General features: G+C 57.2%; 12 protein-coding genes, 2 pseudogenes and 1 CRISPR repeat array (1 of these 15 only partly in view). Of the genes and pseudogenes, 9 read left to right on the forward strand and 5 right to left on the reverse strand.

Annotated elements, in window-relative coordinates; all coding sequences use genetic code 11:
• Positions 1 to 3,974: direct repeats of the CRISPR family, unit length 30 nt; unit sequence GTTTCAGACGTACCCTCGTGGGGTTGAAGC (it extends 4,706 nt beyond the left edge of the window).
• A gap of 160 nt (positions 3,975 to 4,134) precedes the next feature.
• From DVK07_RS22300 to DVK07_RS15885, 5 genes are all read left to right on the forward strand, one after another.
• Complete coding sequence (locus tag DVK07_RS22300; protein WP_147441185.1) at positions 4,135 to 4,536, forward strand: hypothetical protein; 402 nt, start codon at positions 4,135 to 4,137, stop codon at positions 4,534 to 4,536.
• Between the two features lie 17 nt (positions 4,537 to 4,553).
• The gene (locus DVK07_RS22305) at positions 4,554 to 6,239 is read left to right on the forward strand and encodes a hypothetical protein (protein WP_147441186.1); all 1,686 of its coding nucleotides are present in this window, start codon (positions 4,554 to 4,556) and stop codon (positions 6,237 to 6,239) included.
• A 693-nt stretch (positions 6,240 to 6,932) separates the two neighbouring features.
• Positions 6,933 to 7,754 (forward strand): recombinase family protein, encoded by an 822-nt coding sequence (locus tag DVK07_RS15875; RefSeq protein WP_199719551.1) that lies wholly within the window; start codon positions 6,933 to 6,935, stop codon positions 7,752 to 7,754.
• A 223-nt stretch (positions 7,755 to 7,977) separates the two neighbouring features.
• Complete coding sequence (locus DVK07_RS15880) at positions 7,978 to 8,670, forward strand: hypothetical protein (RefSeq protein ID WP_121597963.1); 693 nt, start codon at positions 7,978 to 7,980, stop codon at positions 8,668 to 8,670.
• Positions 8,671 to 8,848: 178 nt separating this feature from the next.
• Positions 8,849 to 9,817, forward strand: a complete 969-nt coding sequence (locus tag DVK07_RS15885; RefSeq protein WP_121597964.1) for a CPBP family intramembrane glutamic endopeptidase — start codon at positions 8,849 to 8,851, stop codon at positions 9,815 to 9,817.
• A gap of 142 nt (positions 9,818 to 9,959) precedes the next feature.
• Here the strand turns inward: DVK07_RS15885 and DVK07_RS24385 are convergent, their stop codons facing one another.
• From DVK07_RS24385 to DVK07_RS15915, 4 genes are all read right to left on the reverse strand, one after another.
• Positions 9,960 to 10,271, reverse strand: coding sequence for a transposase (locus tag DVK07_RS24385; RefSeq protein ID WP_199719553.1), 312 nt, complete (start codon positions 10,269 to 10,271; stop codon positions 9,960 to 9,962).
• A 246-nt stretch (positions 10,272 to 10,517) separates the two neighbouring features.
• Positions 10,518 to 11,765, reverse strand: a complete 1,248-nt coding sequence (locus DVK07_RS15900; RefSeq protein ID WP_121597965.1) for an RNA-guided endonuclease TnpB family protein — start codon at positions 11,763 to 11,765, stop codon at positions 10,518 to 10,520.
• A gap of 102 nt (positions 11,766 to 11,867) precedes the next feature.
• Positions 11,868 to 12,305: a hypothetical protein gene (locus tag DVK07_RS15905; protein WP_121597966.1), complete on the reverse strand. Its 438-nt coding sequence runs from the start codon at positions 12,303 to 12,305 to the stop codon at positions 11,868 to 11,870.
• A 346-nt stretch (positions 12,306 to 12,651) separates the two neighbouring features.
• Positions 12,652 to 13,245, reverse strand: coding sequence for a hypothetical protein (locus DVK07_RS15915; protein ID WP_121597967.1), 594 nt, complete (start codon positions 13,243 to 13,245; stop codon positions 12,652 to 12,654).
• A 372-nt stretch (positions 13,246 to 13,617) separates the two neighbouring features.
• On the opposite strand from DVK07_RS15915, the gene DVK07_RS15925 reads away from it, so the two are divergent.
• Complete coding sequence (locus tag DVK07_RS15925; RefSeq protein WP_158603170.1) at positions 13,618 to 14,706, forward strand: cytochrome P450; 1,089 nt, start codon at positions 13,618 to 13,620, stop codon at positions 14,704 to 14,706.
• Positions 14,707 to 14,726: 20 nt separating this feature from the next.
• On the opposite strand, the gene DVK07_RS15930 is transcribed toward DVK07_RS15925, so the two are convergent.
• The gene (locus DVK07_RS15930; protein WP_233565459.1) at positions 14,727 to 15,056 is read right to left on the reverse strand and encodes a winged helix-turn-helix domain-containing protein; all 330 of its coding nucleotides are present in this window, start codon (positions 15,054 to 15,056) and stop codon (positions 14,727 to 14,729) included.
• Positions 15,057 to 15,943: 887 nt separating this feature from the next.
• Between DVK07_RS15930 and solA the strand changes: the two genes are divergently transcribed.
• From solA to DVK07_RS24395, 3 genes and pseudogenes are all read left to right on the forward strand, one after another.
• Positions 15,944 to 17,095, forward strand: a complete 1,152-nt coding sequence (solA, locus tag DVK07_RS15940) for an N-methyl-L-tryptophan oxidase (RefSeq protein WP_121597970.1) — start codon at positions 15,944 to 15,946, stop codon at positions 17,093 to 17,095.
• 50 nt (positions 17,096 to 17,145) lie between these two features.
• Positions 17,146 to 17,467, forward strand: a pseudogene (locus DVK07_RS24390) (hypothetical protein); the annotation flags it as partial.
• Positions 17,462 to 17,673 (forward strand): annotated as a pseudogene (locus DVK07_RS24395) (hypothetical protein); the annotation flags it as partial. The pseudogenes DVK07_RS24390 and DVK07_RS24395, both read left to right, overlap by 6 nt.
• Positions 17,674 to 17,678: the final 5 nt, after the last annotated feature.

Below are 17,678 nucleotides of genomic sequence, written 5' to 3' on the forward strand. Positions count from 1 at the left end.
GACTCTCGGGTTTCAGACGTACCCTCGTGGGGTTGAAGCCCTTCGACAGAGTAAGTTAACGTGTCGCCGTCTGTCGGTTTCAGACGTACCCTCGTGGGGTTGAAGCCCGTCGGGAACGACGCGCGGGCGGACCTGCACCTCGAGTTTCAGACGTACCCTCGTGGGGTTGAAGCCGCGAGTACGAGGAGGCCGGCGACGGCATCCGTATCGTTTCAGACGTACCCTCGTGGGGTTGAAGCCTCGGGCAGCTGGCAGAGTTCGCCGCCGCGTGGTTTCAGACGTACCCTCGTGGGGTTGAAGCGATGAGTGGCGTCGGACTGTAGGCGCTACTGGTGCGTTTCAGACGTACCCTCGTGGGGTTGAAGCGAGGCCAGCTGGACGTAGTCGTCCGCGTCCGAGAGGTTTCAGACGTACCCTCGTGGGGTTGAAGCAGCTGGCCGCCTCCGCTCTGCGCGGTCGCCGTCCCAGTTTCAGACGTACCCTCGTGGGGTTGAAGCGCGCGCAGCGGTCCGTCGAACATCCAGCACGCGAGGGTTTCAGACGTACCCTCGTGGGGTTGAAGCGAACATCGCACACGAACGGAACGGGGAGGATGAGTTGTTTCAGACGTACCCTCGTGGGGTTGAAGCGGCGGACCGCTCGCGGCGGCCCAGTCGACAGCGGCGTTTCAGACGTACCCTCGTGGGGTTGAAGCGTGAAAACAGTCTGGTGGGCGGTGTTCATCGTCGAGTTTCAGACGTACCCTCGTGGGGTTGAAGCCCGTCGTCGCGGTACGACCACGGCGGATCGGCATAGGTTTCAGACGTACCCTCGTGGGGTTGAAGCTGCCCGATCAGCGCCTTCGAGAGTTTCATCGCCCGGTTTCAGACGTACCCTCGTGGGGTTGAAGCACACCATTTACCTCGGTTACGTCCGGGAGCGTCAGGTTTCAGACGTACCCTCGTGGGGTTGAAGCGGGAGGTACGTCTCACCGCGATCGTTCGACACCTGAGTTTCAGACGTACCCTCGTGGGGTTGAAGCCGCGTCTGCCCGGATGAGTTCGCGGATGTACTCGCGTTTCAGACGTACCCTCGTGGGGTTGAAGCACCCCTGAGAAGCCGACGATCGACCTGTTCGACGGTTTCAGACGTACCCTCGTGGGGTTGAAGCGTCCCGATCGCGGAGACGACCGTGCGCGACGTAATGTTTCAGACGTACCCTCGTGGGGTTGAAGCTCGGCGTGGACCCACCGGCCGTCGCCGATGTCGCTAGTTTCAGACGTACCCTCGTGGGGTTGAAGCAAGACCTGAAAACGCTTATCGCAAAGATCGAATCTGGTTTCAGACGTACCCTCGTGGGGTTGAAGCGACACCTACGGCCGCGGACCCATCTACTGCGACGTTTCAGACGTACCCTCGTGGGGTTGAAGCGGTACGCGCTCTTTACGGATCAACCGCTCCAGCGCGTTTCAGACGTACCCTCGTGGGGTTGAAGCTCCGCGAGAAACGGATTGTCCGCGCTCGTCGCGTGCCGTTTCAGACGTACCCTCGTGGGGTTGAAGCATATCTCAAAGCATCCTGAGGTACCTAGGGATTGTTTCAGACGTACCCTCGTGGGGTTGAAGCAGCGCGCCCGGTCGTGCTTATCGGATGGCCCTATGGTTTCAGACGTACCCTCGTGGGGTTGAAGCGACACTCGCCGCGGCGTCAAGCCGGGCCGCCCCACGTTTCAGACGTACCCTCGTGGGGTTGAAGCAGCATCGGGCAAGACGACTACGGCGGCATCCAGCTAGTTTCAGACGTACCCTCGTGGGGTTGAAGCTGCGCAGACTGGCCAGAATTCACAGATCTACCAGAGTTTCAGACGTACCCTCGTGGGGTTGAAGCCGGCACATCGATCCTTGGCGAGCCGAACAGGTACGCGTTTCAGACGTACCCTCGTGGGGTTGAAGCAAGACGCGCCACGAGCTACTCGTGTGGTCGCACGTCGTTTCAGACGTACCCTCGTGGGGTTGAAGCGCCCGCGAGGTCCGCGCGTACGCCTCGGTGACGCGTTTCAGACGTACCCTCGTGGGGTTGAAGCGTTATCGGAGTAGTAGCGGTTGTGGTGCGTCGTTGAGTTGGCGGTTTCAGACGTACCCTCGTGGGGTTGAAGCCGCCGGTAGCCCGGGTCGTCCGGCCCGCGGCGGTGGGTTTCAGACGTACCCTCGTGGGGTTGAAGCAGTCACTCCGCGATCCGAAATACTACGAGGTCGGTGGTTTCAGACGTACCCTCGTGGGGTTGAAGCCGGTCGAACACGTTGCGCTTGTATATCTGTTCAGGGTGTTTCAGACGTACCCTCGTGGGGTTGAAGCAGCCCTTGCCACTCGCGGGCGGGTACGTCGTCGTAGGTTTCAGACGTACCCTCGTGGGGTTGAAGCATATCAGGCTGGCAGGAGCCGCTCGGAGCGGGCGGGTTTCAGACGTACCCTCGTGGGGTTGAAGCAATATACCGTTTGTCGACCAGATCGCGCTCTACGCGTTTCAGACGTACCCTCGTGGGGTTGAAGCGATCGTCGCACGGATCTGCCGGAGGCGTCGGTTAGTGGTTTCAGACGTACCCTCGTGGGGTTGAAGCGCTTGCCCGCCCGACACCGTCGCCGTGAACTTCGCCGGTTTCAGACGTACCCTCGTGGGGTTGAAGCCATCCATCGGAGGATGGTTGATGAATCAACCCCACAGTTTCAGACGTACCCTCGTGGGGTTGAAGCAAACACGAAGGAGAACGGCAGTGACGGGTCGAACAGTTTCAGACGTACCCTCGTGGGGTTGAAGCATCCGTACGTAGACGAGCCCCGCGACGCCCGCTATCGTTTCAGACGTACCCTCGTGGGGTTGAAGCTCGCCGGCGCGCTTCGCGGCAGCAAGGGTATCACCGGTTTCAGACGTACCCTCGTGGGGTTGAAGCGGACGAACGCGTCGGAGGCTGCGTCCGCCCGGGAGGTGTTTCAGACGTACCCTCGTGGGGTTGAAGCCCTCGCCCGTACTGCCGGAATCGCCTGAGTCGACGTTTCAGACGTACCCTCGTGGGGTTGAAGCAACGTCGACGAGTGGATCGACGAGCATCACTACCAGGTTTCAGACGTACCCTCGTGGGGTTGAAGCAACGTCGACGAGTGGATCGACGAGCATCACTACCAGGTTTCAGACGTACCCTCGTGGGGTTGAAGCTCGGCGTACACGTCGGGCTTCCCACCCGTGAGTTGTGTTTCAGACGTACCCTCGTGGGGTTGAAGCGGATCTGGCGTCTGACCGCATCGGTAAAGTACGAGTTTCAGACGTACCCTCGTGGGGTTGAAGCTCCTCGGGCGGCACTTCGAGGTCGCTATACACGTCGGTTTCAGACGTACCCTCGTGGGGTTGAAGCCCGTTCGGTGTATCGCGGTCGAATACCATGCCGTTGTTTCAGACGTACCCTCGTGGGGTTGAAGCGGCTCCGCGGTGTCGAGTCCGACCGTCTCCACGTCGAGTTTCAGACGTACCCTCGTGGGGTTGAAGCGCTTGGCACAATATCCCCGACGAGGTGGCCGAACAGTTTCAGACGTACCCTCGTGGGGTTGAAGCCACGAAGAGCTCGACGGCCTGATCGAGACTGCTGAGTTTCAGACGTACCCTCGTGGGGTTGAAGCGAGGTCATGGTCGCCGATCACTCGTCCGGGTCGCTGTTTCAGACGTACCCTCGTGGGGTTGAAGCTAAGTGTCGGCGTTCGTACACAACGGACCCATAATGGTTTCAGACGTACCCTCGTGGGGTTGAAGCAGGTGGTCGACGTTGGCGGCGACATTGAAGGCGACGTTTCAGACGTACCCTCGTGGGGTTGAAGCTGAGGTTAGCCACTCCCCACCCACACACACCCTCCGTTTCAGACGTACCCTCGTGGGGTTGAAGCAAGGCGACGGCGCGGACGCACGCGGATGGGAACCCGTTTCAGGCGAACCCTTGTGGGATTGAAGCGAGCCCGTCGCTCGGAGCTCGACGTCCGTATCCGCGGGTTTCAGACGAACCCTACATATCGAGATAGGGGCCGCAAGCCCGAAATATGGCACTGTAGCCGATTATCACGAACGTCAAATCTCAGTACCAGATTTAAATGCTTAGCAGATAGTGACTTGGTATGGCTGAAGTTCAAGCAATCTTTCTTGCTATCTGTTTCCCGGTTCTTACGATAGGACTCCACGAACTGACCCACCTAGCAGTCGCCCGGATTGTCTGCCCGCTTTCGATTGAACAGACCTCATGGGTCCCGTTCCGACTTCGCCTCGATTTTGAGAGACTGCCGGCAAAAGCCACACTCCGGATGATTGCACTTGCCCCTCTATTTGTCGGCGGCGTGGCTGCTGCCGTCGCTATTCAGACCGGTATTTGGCAACAGATTAAAATCGCAGATCCGTACTACCTCCATCATCTTATGATAGCGTACTGGTTCCTCTATATCATTCCCAGCCCTGCAGATATTCGACTAGCCATCTGGCCGTCGGTAGAAGACACACAGCATGTTCAGGTGAATCCACAATGAGTGGACATTCAAGTAATATGTCCGCAATAGACGACAATCGTGCTGTTTCGACAGTAATCGGGGTCGTTATTTTGTTTGGGTTTCTGATCCTTGCGCTCTCACTATACCAGGTAGAAATCGTTCCACAGCAGAATGCAGAGACCGAGTTCCAACACTCTGGAGAGGTTCGCAACGATCTTGTCGAGCTCAGAGCAGGTATTCTACAAGCCGGGAGCATCGATCAGCCACAGTACCAGACGGTTGAGCTGGGTACTACATATTCAACCCGTGTATTCACAATAAATCCTCCAGCGCCGGCTGGGACGATACGTACCAGCGAGCCATATCCGATCACGATTGCGTACGAATCCAATGAAACGGTGATCGAGACTATTCCGACTCGGTTCATCGAGTACCGACCGGGGTACAACGAACTTGACCGCTCTCCGACGTGGTATGACGCATCCGTGCTTTACCTTGATGCTCGTGACGAGGGCGGTGGAATCGCAGTAATTGAAGATCAGAACCTCGTCGATAGTGACGGTGAGGTACAAATTACGGCTCTCCAAAACGAGTTTCGCCGAAGCGGGACCGGCCAAGTCACTCTTGAACTCCGTCCAGCTGAAAATGTTATTGGCGACATCCCTGAAGCTGATCTAAATATCACTGTTCCAACGCGGTTGAGCAATGGAGAGTACTGGAACAGCGCAGATATTTCAAATAATAAGTATAGCGTTACAGACGATGTAAACGACGACGGAATCCACAACCTAACGCTTGAGACAACCACCAGTAGTCTAACTATCGATACTGTCGGCGTACAGGAAGTACCTGAAGAGCCAGTTCAGAACAGCAATGCACGTATTGGTGGGTCAACCAGCCAGAACGATCCCCCGGTGGTTGAAGAGCTTATCTACCAGAACGATGCCGTGGCCTATGACGGCAACGATTTCGATGCTGTCGCTGGTGGGGTAAACTTCTCCGTCACGAACCGCGTTGGCGAAGACGTCACGATCACTGATGTCAGAGTAACACCGAGGAACAGCGCCATCAGTGACCTCAGCGACGACGGATTACCGAATGGCGAACCCGTGACAAGTGAGGTATACGTTGCCGCGGACTTGGCCGATGCCTACGTTGATTACGACGATGGAACCGCCCTTCCGAAAACTGTCGATCTAGACACCGACGGGTTCACTAATAACGGGAACGCACAACTTTCGGACGGCGCAACGGCCACGTTCTACCTCTATGAGTTCACTAACGGCTTTTCGTCTGTCGACATGAGCGGTGAGGACGTGGAAATCACGATTACGTACCAGCCAGCGAGCGGCGGAACCGAGACGAAGACGTTTACTATCACGCCAAACAGTGGGGATGCCGGCAGTGGTGGAAACCAAGCTCCGACGATTGATACCTTCCAGACGACAGACACCAGCAAGACTGGTGGTAATCCGAAGTACGCCCAGTTCGATGTTGACTGGACGGTTTCCGACGACAGTCAAGTACAAAGTCTAGAGTTGACGATGGCAAGAGTGGGCTCTGGCAACGAGGTCGACAGTGCGACACCATCTGTTTCGGGAGCGAGCGCCAGCGGAGTGACATCCCTTAGGGGGCCAGACCAATCTCCGAACCCTGGTGGACAGCAGTACGATATAACCATCACCGTAACTGACGACGATGGGGAGACATCAAGCCAGACCCAGCAGGTTACGGTTTCATGACACTGAGACCTGCGCACGGCTTGTTAACAGTACTTGTATCACTATACTGACCCCGGTTATGTGGAATTATCATACCGAGGCGACATGTGTCACTGAATCAACAGGATTAAACTAGAGAATTTGGTCACCTATGACAAAAATCTTTCACTTCATCCGGGAGGTTGTGCTAGCGGATCAAAGAATTACTGGCGATGGAGGTGAATCCACCGATCTAGGTGGTGACGGCGGATTCACTGCGATGGATGCTGACCCCGGGTTCATATCAATGTGACAAGCGATACAAACACTTACCCCGGCTACGAGCTGACCGTCGACGAGACTGACAGCGGGTAGTCCACGGCGATTATCGAGTATCGGGTCGGTTCTGTAGTGACCTCCGGACGTTCAACGTCGACGCACGGCGCTCCGTGACAAACGTCACGGTGGTAGCTCATCGATACAAGTCTGGGTGAGTGCGATTCTGACGGAACACTCCGCTCTGGGCCAGCCACAAATCTAGACACACCTAGAAATTAGTCTGGCTGTAGCCTCTAAGCCTTGTTCTGGCTGACCTAGCAAACTCCTAAAATACACAACCGATATGCTATCTTTAGTACGAGACAGCTGAACCCTAAACTGCGTCGAGAAGGTAGTGCTATACACAAAACCGCAGTAACCCCCACTTGTTTAAGTTAGTTGTACGTCCTCGAAAACATGAGCGAAAACGGACCCACGACCGCGGCGATCTACGCCCGGGTCTCGACATCGGATCAGGACGTGTCTCGGCAGCTCGACGAGGCGCGTGAACACCTGGAGCGTCTCGGTGTCAAAGACGTCGAGGAGTATCCGGAGATCGTCTCCGGCGCCGCCGACACCGACACTCGCGAGGTCTACAACCAACTCCTCGACGACGTCGAGAGTGGGGAGTTCGATATCGTGATCGTTCACGAGATCAGCCGGCTCTCTCGCCTCGGCCCGACTGAGATTCACGAATTCATCCAGCACTGCTTGGAACACGACACCGGCGTTGAGGCTCTCGACGTCGGCCTGAAGATTCACGTCGACGACGGCGAGCTTCAGCAGACAATATACAGCATGGTTGCTCGGCTGATGGGCGACCTCGCCCAAATAGAACACCAGCAAAAACTCCAGCGGATACGGTCGGGCGTCCGCGCCGCACAGTCCGCCGGAAAGTGGACCGGGAGGCCGCCAGCAGGGTTCGTCGTCGAGGATGGCTACCTTCACGTTGATCCGTCCGAGTTCCTACACGTCCGGGAGGCCCTCACCCGTGTCGACCGCGGTGAGTCGTTCGCGACTGTCGCTGGCGACACCGGCATCGCCGAGTCGACGCTCCGGAGTCTCCACCAAGATCGTCGCGACCTCTACCTCGGTGGCGAAGCTGAAGACGATCGCGTCGACGAAGCGCTCACCGACGTCCGTCCGCTACAGGATGCGCGTGCCGAGGATCCCAACCTCGAAGAGCTGCGCGAACGCGTCGAGCGATTAGAGGAGGCCACGGACATCAACAACCGCTAGCGCTTCTACCCCTCAATCTCCGACACACGAGCGATCGTAGACCTGCCTGACGGCAGGCTCAACGGAGGGTGTCATAGAACACTTCACAAGGGATTGGTTTCACAGGTTCAGTAGCGAATCACCCGTCAAACTGCTCCTGCGTATCTACCGACTCTGACTTTCTTGAACGCAGTTCATATTTGACACACAAAAAGTATATCAAAATCCCACATGAGGCTGACCCATGGTCGGCGCAACTGTCGAATTCCATTTCAATTCGCCCGTATCCGAGGAACGATTCGTCCGGACGTACCTCACAGACGCGTGGGACCGCTTCGAGACGAGCGAGTACTGGACAGCCGGTTGGTTTTGGTCCTATAGACAGTTTGCTCAGTACGATACCGGACCGGATGGGGGATTAGTGCGGCTGGTGTTTGAGGGCACTCCGGATGAGGTCGTCGAGGCTGAATCTGATCGATGGGACGAGTTCAGTGGCCTCACCTCGTGGCACCTCCAGCGATACGAAGACGAAGGGTATGACAGCCTCTTGGACCAGCAAACCGACGCGAAGGGGGAGATCGGTGGCGAGTGGGAGTACCGGCTGAAACAGCTCATCACGCAGTTTTCGCTCGCCTACTACCGCGAATTCGAGGAGCCACTCCCGATAGTCGGCGATGGCCACGATGAGAATCCGAAGCAAGTTGGATTCTGGGCAGCCATCCACGATATGTTAGTACAGTGTGGATACGACTGGTATGATGAGACAGCGATGTGCCAGAAAGCGCTGAAAAATCGATTAAAATCCATCGCCGCCTACCAGGGTGCAGAGGCCGCCCGTGACGAGTATCAGCGGCTGCTCGCCGACTGGCAAGCACACGAAGAAGAGCTTGAACGCTGGCTTGAGGAGACTCCCACCGGGCAGGCAACTGAACCCTGACAGGTACCATGTTTGGGACTGATCGATGTCGACCCTGTACTGAGCGATTCGTGAGTCTCCTGTACTGAGCGATTGGGGGTGTGAAACTATCAACTTCTGAGGATTTCAACAAAGCCGGTGTTTCCGGTTCTGGAACACAGGCTCCTGCTTTATTATAATAGACTGATACCCTATACGCATGAAAAGTCGATTGAGAGCCGCAGGTAACCGGATATTCCGTGGAACCACCGATAGCCGTTTGCGTGCTTCTTGGCGAATCATCATCGCAGTTGGTCTGACATTTGCCGGTGCTCTGGGCGGCGTACTCGTGGTTCAGCAAGTGGCAATACAAGACCTGTTCGTCCCCCTTTTTGCACACCTGTTTGCCGTTATCGCTGTTCTCGCTACAGCCGGGCTTCTGGCTCGCTACATCGATCACCGACGACTCTCAGACTATGGATTTGCCCTCTCTTTCAGTTGGGGGCTTGAAGCAGTCGTTGGTGCTGTCATCGGCATTGGGCTTGTTGGTCTCGCTTTCGGCTTCGCTCACCAGCTTGGCGTGGTAACTACAGTGGAAACATTCTCAGCAGGAGACGCAGAAACGCTCATGACTGGGTTCGGAGTCGTCCTGCTCGGCTGGGTATTCGTCGGGTTGTGGGAAGAGACGTTGTTTCGCGGCCTCTTTCTCAAGAACGCTGCGGAAGGGCTGTCTGTTCGAGACCTGTCTCCAACGACGGCAGCACTCGGCGCGTGGCTGAGCAGTTCGCTCGTCTATGGATTCCTTCACGGTCCACTGGGATCGAATCCAGAGGAGATTTCGTTACTGTACGCGCTGGTCATGACATCTGTCATGGGCGGCCTTTTCGGACTGGCCTACCTTCTCTCGAACGAGCTCGCACTCCCGATCGGTTTGCACACGGGCATCAACTTCGCGGAGCAAAATCTCTTCTTTGGCCCGCCCGGAGCGGTTGGTCCGGCGGTCTTGCGCACGGAGCACAGTGTTTCCGGGGCAAGGCTTCAATTCCAGTCGCTCGACCCGGTCATCATCATTCCAGTTTTCATCTGTGGCTATCTCCTCGTCGCCGGTTGGGTATATCTACGGGATGAGACAATCTCGATCAAGCAGGGCGAAGTAGTGACCGAAGTCGATTCTAGCACTAGATGTTGATTGTAGTTCCCTGTCGAAACCCCCCCGGTCGGTGACTGAGCTTCACAAATCGTCCTGAGTAGATTCTCTAGGCGTTGTTTAGACGCCAGCGTTCAGTGGTCAGCCACCTCGATTGCGCGTTCGATGTTTCGCACCGCTGATTTCATGACAAGTTCGCCGAATTGACCGAACCCCGTTCTCGCCAACAGCGTCTCACTATATCGCTGCCGCAATCCGAAAAACACGGACTCAGCATTTGAAGGCTGGTTATACGCCGATCATGGATGAGTAAGTTTCTCTCCCATCCTCGGAAACCTGGACCGCGCTGCGGAATCAGCGGTGTGATACGTTCAGCACGCAACCTCGTACGAAGTGCTTCCCAGTCGTATCCTTTATCTGCCACCAAAGCCGTCAAATTGTCGACATTCCGCACTAACACCTGCCAACCGACCTGTGTATCGTGCGGTTGTTTCATCAAACAGTGTATATCTCGCACGCTGTTACTGCCAGAATCCGAGCAGGTTCCGACGAGCGTGCTACATACAGCGCGCGTAACTCGCACGATATCAGGTGCCGATTCGAATAGACTGAATCACTCAGTACAGAGGATTAGTCTATCAGCGCCGCCGTCGCTTTAGGCGTGTAAACTACCCTACCCTACTCCCTCGGCGCTCTGCGCCTCGGTCCTTGAGGGTAGGGCTTTGATGTGGACTCCCAGCAATCAGTCGCCAGCAATAGGCTGGTAACTCTCGCCGTTCAACGTCCCACCATTCACACGCACGTCTACTGGTGCGTCTCCGCACCCCGACTTGGGCGAGGAACGGAGTTTGTGCTGTCGCTTCCGAGCGTACCGCACGCCAATATTCTTTGCGGCGTTGTAATCCGCGTTCACTTCATACCCACACTTCTGGCACTCGAAGTGTTCGCCCTGGCGGTTGCCGTCGTGCGTGAACCCACAGTCCGTCCGAGAACAGCGTTGGGATGTGTGGGTCGGCTCGACCTGCTCCACGGAGAATCCCTCTTCAGGGGCTTTGTAGGAGACGTACTCAAACAGGCGTCGGAACGCCCAGACGTGGTGCCACTTCGCGTGTGGAAGCCGCTCACGAATGTCGCTCAAGTCCTCGAACGCGATCACGTCGCACTCGTGTTCGACGGCTTCCGAAACGAGTTCGTTGGCGATCGTGTGGATGTACTGTTTGCGCCAGGCTTCTTCACGCTTCCCGAGGCGAAGCAGCGCGTTGTGTGCGGCCTGCGTGCCGCGCTGTTGCATCTCGCCACGCCGCTTCTCGAACTCACGACACCAGTGGTCGTAGTCGTCCCCCTGCCAAAACGTGCCGGTTGAGGATACAGCGAGGCTGTTGACGCCGAGGTCGATACCGAGGACCGTTTGGTCGGAGTGCCCGGTATCTTCCGAAACCTCATCGTCACCGTCTATCCGCCGCGTCGAAATGTTGAGATAGAACTCGTCAGTGGCCGCGTCGTACCGAAGCGTACTCTCGCGGAACTCGTAGTTCTCGGAGAGTACGTACCGCTCGTAGGGCGTCGGACTGTCTGCCGGGAGAACGAACGACGGTTCGACTCGGCCCTCAACAGTTGCCAGCGACACCTTGTTCCGGGAGAAGGTCGCGCTCCGGGCGTCGTAGTCCATCGTTTCGGCCGTGAACGTCGGTTGAGAGACGCGCTGTCCCTTTTTCCACCGTTCGACACACGCTTTGACGGCTTCGACAGCGCGTTTGATAGCGGCTTGGACAAGTTGAGCTTGGAGGTCCGTCTCCTCTCGAAGGTCGGCGTAGAGCGCGTCACGAACCCCTCGCTTGTTGGTCTTACACTCAGTGTAGGAGGTGTCGGACCAACAGTAGTCGGCGGTTCGGTTCGCGCAGTACAGGTATTGCTCGGCAGTTCGGTGGAGGGCGTCGCGTTGCTCGTCGGAAACAGCGAGTTTCACGACGGCGGTTCGACGCACACCCATAGTCTCAGAGAGTACCCGACGGTACTTATAGGCCTGGGAGTCGGTCGGTCGCGGTGTGGCGGTTGTGTCGTCCCATGTCGGTTTCCTCCCCGACCTACTCGCTCACTCCGTTCGCTCCTTGAGGTCGGGGGCTCCACCTCGAAAATGCTGAAGTACTCCGGCGACAGTCAGCGAGACCCCGCCGAGAACCGTGAGACACCACCCGAACGCGGGAACGAACGTCGCAGTAAATCCCGTGAGTGAGCCAGATAGATAGAGCCCACAGAATAACACGGTCCCCACGCCCGTCAGAAGTGTAACTACGGACTGCAACCGCTTCCGTGAACTGCCACGGAATACGAGGACAAGCCCGATTAAACCGAGCAGGGCAAAGTCGAACGCCTCGAATCCCACGTTCATCCCGGGAATGTAGATCGTCGGTATTTCAGCGTCCAGAGGGAGTTTCGGGTTAGTCTTCAACCACGGGAGGTACGCCCCGGCAGAAACGGCTATCCCACCCACGCCTATTAGAATCCTATCGCGGAGCGGTTCAATAGTCACACTTCTCCATAGATTGAGAGCGATAAACCCTTTCTGTATACTCAACCCTTGCTTTGTGCAATACGCAGACTCACTGAAGAGCTGAGATATTCTAGAACTCATTCGGTCAAGTCACCACGGTCCTCCGTTGAAGTGGTGGGCTGAGCGTAACCGTCATTGCTACACAAATTCAACACAGAGATCTGGCAGAAGCTGAATCCCCTGAGAAGACCACGGTCAATATCCGGATGACGGAAACGTTCCTCACCGATGTCGACGGTACCTGGAAAGACGAGGGGTACAATAGCCGGAGCGTCCGATACCCGTGAAGTCCGCCGCAGTGTACCGAAACTACAGAGCCTTGTGTTTAATTTCCCTGAATCCCGTCAATGACGATCGCTCCAATGACAATCGGAGCGACCGGGACAGAGCTCGTATCTGAGAACGTTATCTCATATTCGTCGAAAATCGCGAACCCACTTTCAATCGACCCAACTGGTTCGCCATCTGAATCAGAGATCTCGTACTTGTGGCCAATCCACTGCCCCACTGGGAGGATCTTCCGGCCCAGTGTGATGGCGCCTCCACGTGAGTTAATTTCAGCAAACAACGACCCGTCATGGGGATCTCGAATCCGCCACGTATCCTGGAACAGCGACAAATCATTGTCTAAGACCACAATCTCCTCTCCAGTTTGGCTATCAGTCAGGAGATAGTCTCCAGCAATATCCCAGGTCCCGCCTGCTTCCACAGTAAATATCTCAGTCCCGTCGGGATCGACAAATTGGAACCTGTCTTTTCCTTCGTACATCCGATACGTACCGCTAAACAGCGTTTCACCGGTTACGTCTCTGGCTTCGTACTCCGGTCGAAAATTCTGATCGCTGCCTGTCTGCTCAACTGTATATTGGCTACCGGAGAGATCAATTCCTGTAAGTTCCGAGCGCTGTGTCGTATTCATTGATTTGTCAATAGCACTCTTGTTGGATAAATCCCCGATCGCAACTTCTGGATCTGAAACAGGCTGGCCTTCCTTTCAGGAATCGGACTCTCAACAGATTGACCGTTACGTAATGAGAATTGCGTAGAGTACAGTACACAACCCAATGACGGTCACGAGGCCTCGGACAAGTAGGACAACGCCGGTTCCTGCTCCAATCACAGCGGTGGTGATGGCAGCGAGGAAGACACCAGTGGTTAACAATCCGATGCCGACAGCCAGCGCACGCATCTTCGTGGACCCGTATCGTCGATAGCCGCGATAGGCCAAGGCAGCGACAAACAGCCCACCGATAGCGGTTATGTCGGCGGCGTCGACATCCTCGCAGACGGGTTGCTGTTGACTGACGGCGAGCGGTGGCAGCGACAACGGTCACAACTCCAGCCGCTGTTCTATCGCGAACGGGTCGAAACGTACGCCGAGACGATGGGCGCGTACGCGGCCGCGGCGTCCGACGAGTGGTGTGCCGCTGACGCTCCCGTCGACGTCGCCGACGCCACGGCCGAGTACACGCTTCGTGTCCTCGGCAAGACGCTGTTCGGTATCGAAACGGACGACCGCCGGGAGGCGGTCCGGGCCGGTGCCCATGCCATCCGGGAACGGAGCAGCGACGCGCCGGGCGCCGTCGCCGTTCCTGAGTGGCTTCCCACTCCCAGCAACCGACGGTATCGCCGCGGAATCTCCCAACTTGAGTCAGTCATTGATGCGCTCCTCGACAAGCAGGAGTCGGCTGCCGACGGCGACGACCTCCTGTCGCTATTACAGGCGGCGACCGGTCCCGACGGGCCGAGCGAGGACGAAATTCGGAGTCAACTGGCGACGTTTTTGTTCGCCGGCCACGAGACCAGCGCGACGGCGCTCACGTGGGCGCTGTATGAGATCGGTCGTCGCCCGGACGTCGCCCGGCGACTCGCCGCGGAGGTCGACGAGGTGGTCACCGGTGAGTATGCGACGCTTGACGATCTGCCGGCACTCGGGTACACCGACCGATTCCTCCGCGAAACGCTTCGTCGATACCCTCCGGCGGCGGCGATTTTCCGGGAGACGGACGCCGCCGTGAGGATCGGTGGGTATCGGATGCCCGCGGACACGTTCGTCGTCATTCCGCAGTTCCACGTTCATACCGACGACCGGTGGTGGGACGACCCGTATCGGTTCGATCCATCGCGGTGGGAATCGACGGAAGAAACCGATTCGGACCGTCCCGAGTACGCGTACTTCCCGTTCGAAGGCGGTCCCAGACACTGTATCGGGATGCGGTTCGCCCGCCTCGAACTCAAGATCGCCCTCGCGACGTTTGTCCACCGCTGCCGGGTCGACCACGATGTCGACGAGGTCGGCGTCGATGTCGGCTCGACTGTCCGACCGGCCACCGAGATCGACGCGCGTATCAGTCGGCGGTCGCCGACCGAGACCCCCTAGGTCGGGAGTCCGTTTTAATCTCAGAATCGGATCACGAGTTCCCGGGTTCGGAGCGCGTAGACGGTCATTTCTCGCCCCTTCTTCGAGTACCAGGTTTGGGTGGGCTCGACGAGGTTCCCTTCGACGAGGCGGTCGAGGTGATAACTGGTGTTCTGGAGCGACGTTCCGACCGCTGTAGCGATCTCCGAGGCCGGTTTGGGTCTCTCCTTGAGCGCGGCAACGATCGCTCGCGCCGTCGTCGAGGAGAGTAACTCACAGACGGCTGCGGATTCGTCCCCGGTGACGGAGAGTCGCACCTGGTCTTCCAGTACGTGTTCGACTGGCGGCTGTCGTGGTAACGCACTATTCATCGTCTCGTCTCGGAGGGGGGTTGATCATTGGCTTGGATTATCGTGAGGGCTACCGTTCGGATATAAATCGACCCAGCGCTTCTGAGCCAGAGACTGTGCCTAATCTCATCCTGTCGCTACCGTCGCTCCTGGGTCGTCGACTGTACCGTGACCGACACCGTTCCCGACTCGACTGCGACAACCGGTCCAGCCGTAATCGGTACGTTTCACAGTGATGTCCGTCGGGGTCGACGTACAGTTCGGTCGTGACGAGTCCGGTCGCTTCGAGGCGATCCAGGCGCCGGTAGATGGTCGCCCGGGACGCCTCGCAGGCGTCTATTAGGTCTCGCCCCCGCTTCGGCCCCCGACAGAGCGTTTTCAGGATATTCTGCGTATGCTCGTTGTCTAACAGTTCGAGGAGACTTCGAGCGGACCCGGTCGTCTGAATCCCTGCGGAATCGTCCGCGTGCTTCCCCAACGCTTGTTTAGCTAGGTCACGACACTGCTCAATGAAGTCGAGGATATCGATTTCCATACCAACTTCGATCTCCTCGACTTCACCCTTCTAAACCGTCGATATCGGCAGATAAGATCGCTATTCAACAGAGCAGTTTCTTCTTCGATAATATGCCCTCGTAAATATATAGCGGGGAACCGCTAAGCTTTTCAATTCCACAATTAGAGCTTGCGACGATGCCCTCCATAGATGACATAAAAATCGCGATTCGTTACGGATACCAAGTCCCACTGAGGCTAAATCTGACACGAATGGAACTCGAAGAATTCTGTGAGAAACTCCCGATCCATGACCCCAAAGCAATTGTTGGGTCCACTCACTTAACCGTCTCCCACCCAGCTACTAGCGTCAGCGAACTCCTTGTCCGCTCAACTGAACGAGAGTTCTAAATATGACACAAAATGCCGTTCATCGCTACGACGTAATTATAATCGGTGTTGGCGGAATGGGCAGTGCGGCGACGTACCATCTCGCCGACCGGGGGCTTGATGTCTTGGGACTAGAACGATATGACATTCCCCACGAGATGGGATCGTCACATGGTGTCACCCGCATCATCCGCAAGCCGCAGTACGAAGATCCCGCATATGTCCCGCTGATCCGCCGAGCCTACGACCTGTGGCGCGAACTGGAAGCTGAAACGGACCGTGACTTGCTCAACACCACAGGTGGTATTGATGCTGGACCGCCCGACAGCCGCGTCTTCGCTGGATCTCGCGAATCCTGTATCACCCATGACATCGACCACCAAATACTGGACGCAAGCGAGGTAAACAACCGCTTCCCTGGCTATGACCTCCCTGCGAACCATCGAGCAGTCTACCAGCCCGATGGAGGCTTTCTTGTCCCCGAGCAATGTATTGTCGCCCATGTTGAGGCTGCCCAGCACGCGGGCGCTACTGTTCGAGCGCGCGAAGCTGCCGAGAAGTACGAAACCCTCCCGGACGGTGGCGTGCGGGTGACGACACATAAGGATACCTACGAGGCCGAACATCTAGTCATCACCGCCGGTGCTTGGGCACGAAAACTCCTGCCCAGCCTCGAGGCAGTAGCTGTCCCGGAACGACAAGTTCTCGCGTGGCTCCGGCCCACCGCACCCGAACGGTTTCACCCTAACTCATTCCCTGTGTTCGTCCACGACACCGGCTCAGGACACTACTACGGATTTCCTCGTTACGACGTACCTGGATTCAAGTTTGGGAAATTCAACCATCTGGAAGAGACGGTCGATCCCGACACCTTCTCACGAGAACCCAACTCTGAGGATGAGCAACTGCTTCGCCAATACGCTGAACGATTCTTCCCCGAAGGTACCGGCCCGACAATGCGTCTCGCCACCTGTATGTTCACGAACACGCCAGACGACCACTTCATCCTTGACACGCTCCCTGACCAGCCCCAAGTGACCGTTGGCGCTGGGTTTTCGGGTCACGGATTCAAATTCGCAAGCGTAGTCGGAGAGGTGCTCGCAGATTTAGCCATTGATGATCGAACCGATCATCACATCAATCTATTCGGCCTCGATCGATTTGAGGAAGCCTAGCGACAATATTCTGTAGGCAGGTTTTAATATCTCCACTGCTGTCGGGTCTTGACCTCATCGGCATCGAGGACGCACAGACTGCGCACAAACGGTGGCTCGCATCGGACGTGGCCGCCGCATTCAACGAGTCGGTGTTATCACCCGTACACCTCGCTGAAGTTCCACACGCTACTCGTGGCGGCTCTCTTGGACAACTACCGAGCTGACCACGAGTTCGGAAACCTTCGGCTCATCGTCGATTCGGCAGGCGACGTCGTTCCGTTCCGAACGGTCTTCGAATGCGGCCGCTTCGCGCTCCGGATCGACGTGAACGCACACAGGAATCCGTCGGCACGGCTCGGGAGTCGCCCGTGGCGGTCGTGGGCGTCAGCCAGTCACGGCGTGTTCGTCCCCGGTCAGTTCGGGACGTTCCCCGAGGAACACACCCAATCGGGCATCCGTACGTACCTCGGAAGCGGCCTGCCGGACGTGGATGCCTACGACGACCTGTTCCTCCAACGGGAGGCTACACACTCGTGGCTGTTAGATACCCGCGCTCGGGACGGCTGAACACGCACGACCTCCGCGTTCAGGGCGGGGGAAA

The organism is Halorubrum sp. Atlit-26R (genome assembly GCF_003666015.1).
Lineage (GTDB): Archaea > Halobacteriota > Halobacteria > Halobacteriales > Haloferacaceae > Halorubrum.

Coding starts and splice junctions, on each gene's coding strand:
- DVK07_RS22300 (WP_147441185.1), top strand. CDS start 4,135: ATGGCTGAAGTTCAAGCAATCTTTCTTGCTATCTGTTTCCCGGTTCTT.
- DVK07_RS22305 (WP_147441186.1), top strand. CDS start 4,554: ATGTCCGCAATAGACGACAATCGTGCTGTTTCGACAGTAATCGGGGTC.
- DVK07_RS15875 (WP_199719551.1), top strand. CDS start 6,933: ATGAGCGAAAACGGACCCACGACCGCGGCGATCTACGCCCGGGTCTCG.
- DVK07_RS15880 (WP_121597963.1), top strand. CDS start 7,978: ATGGTCGGCGCAACTGTCGAATTCCATTTCAATTCGCCCGTATCCGAG.
- DVK07_RS15885 (WP_121597964.1), top strand. CDS start 8,849: ATGAAAAGTCGATTGAGAGCCGCAGGTAACCGGATATTCCGTGGAACC.
- DVK07_RS24385 (WP_199719553.1), bottom strand. CDS start 10,271: ATGAAACAACCGCACGATACACAGGTCGGTTGGCAGGTGTTAGTGCGG.
- DVK07_RS15900 (WP_121597965.1), bottom strand. CDS start 11,765: ATGGGTGTGCGTCGAACCGCCGTCGTGAAACTCGCTGTTTCCGACGAG.
- DVK07_RS15915 (WP_121597967.1), bottom strand. CDS start 13,245: ATGAATACGACACAGCGCTCGGAACTTACAGGAATTGATCTCTCCGGT.
- DVK07_RS15930 (WP_233565459.1), bottom strand. CDS start 15,056: ATGAATAGTGCGTTACCACGACAGCCGCCAGTCGAACACGTACTGGAA.
- solA (WP_121597970.1), top strand. CDS start 15,944: ATGACACAAAATGCCGTTCATCGCTACGACGTAATTATAATCGGTGTT.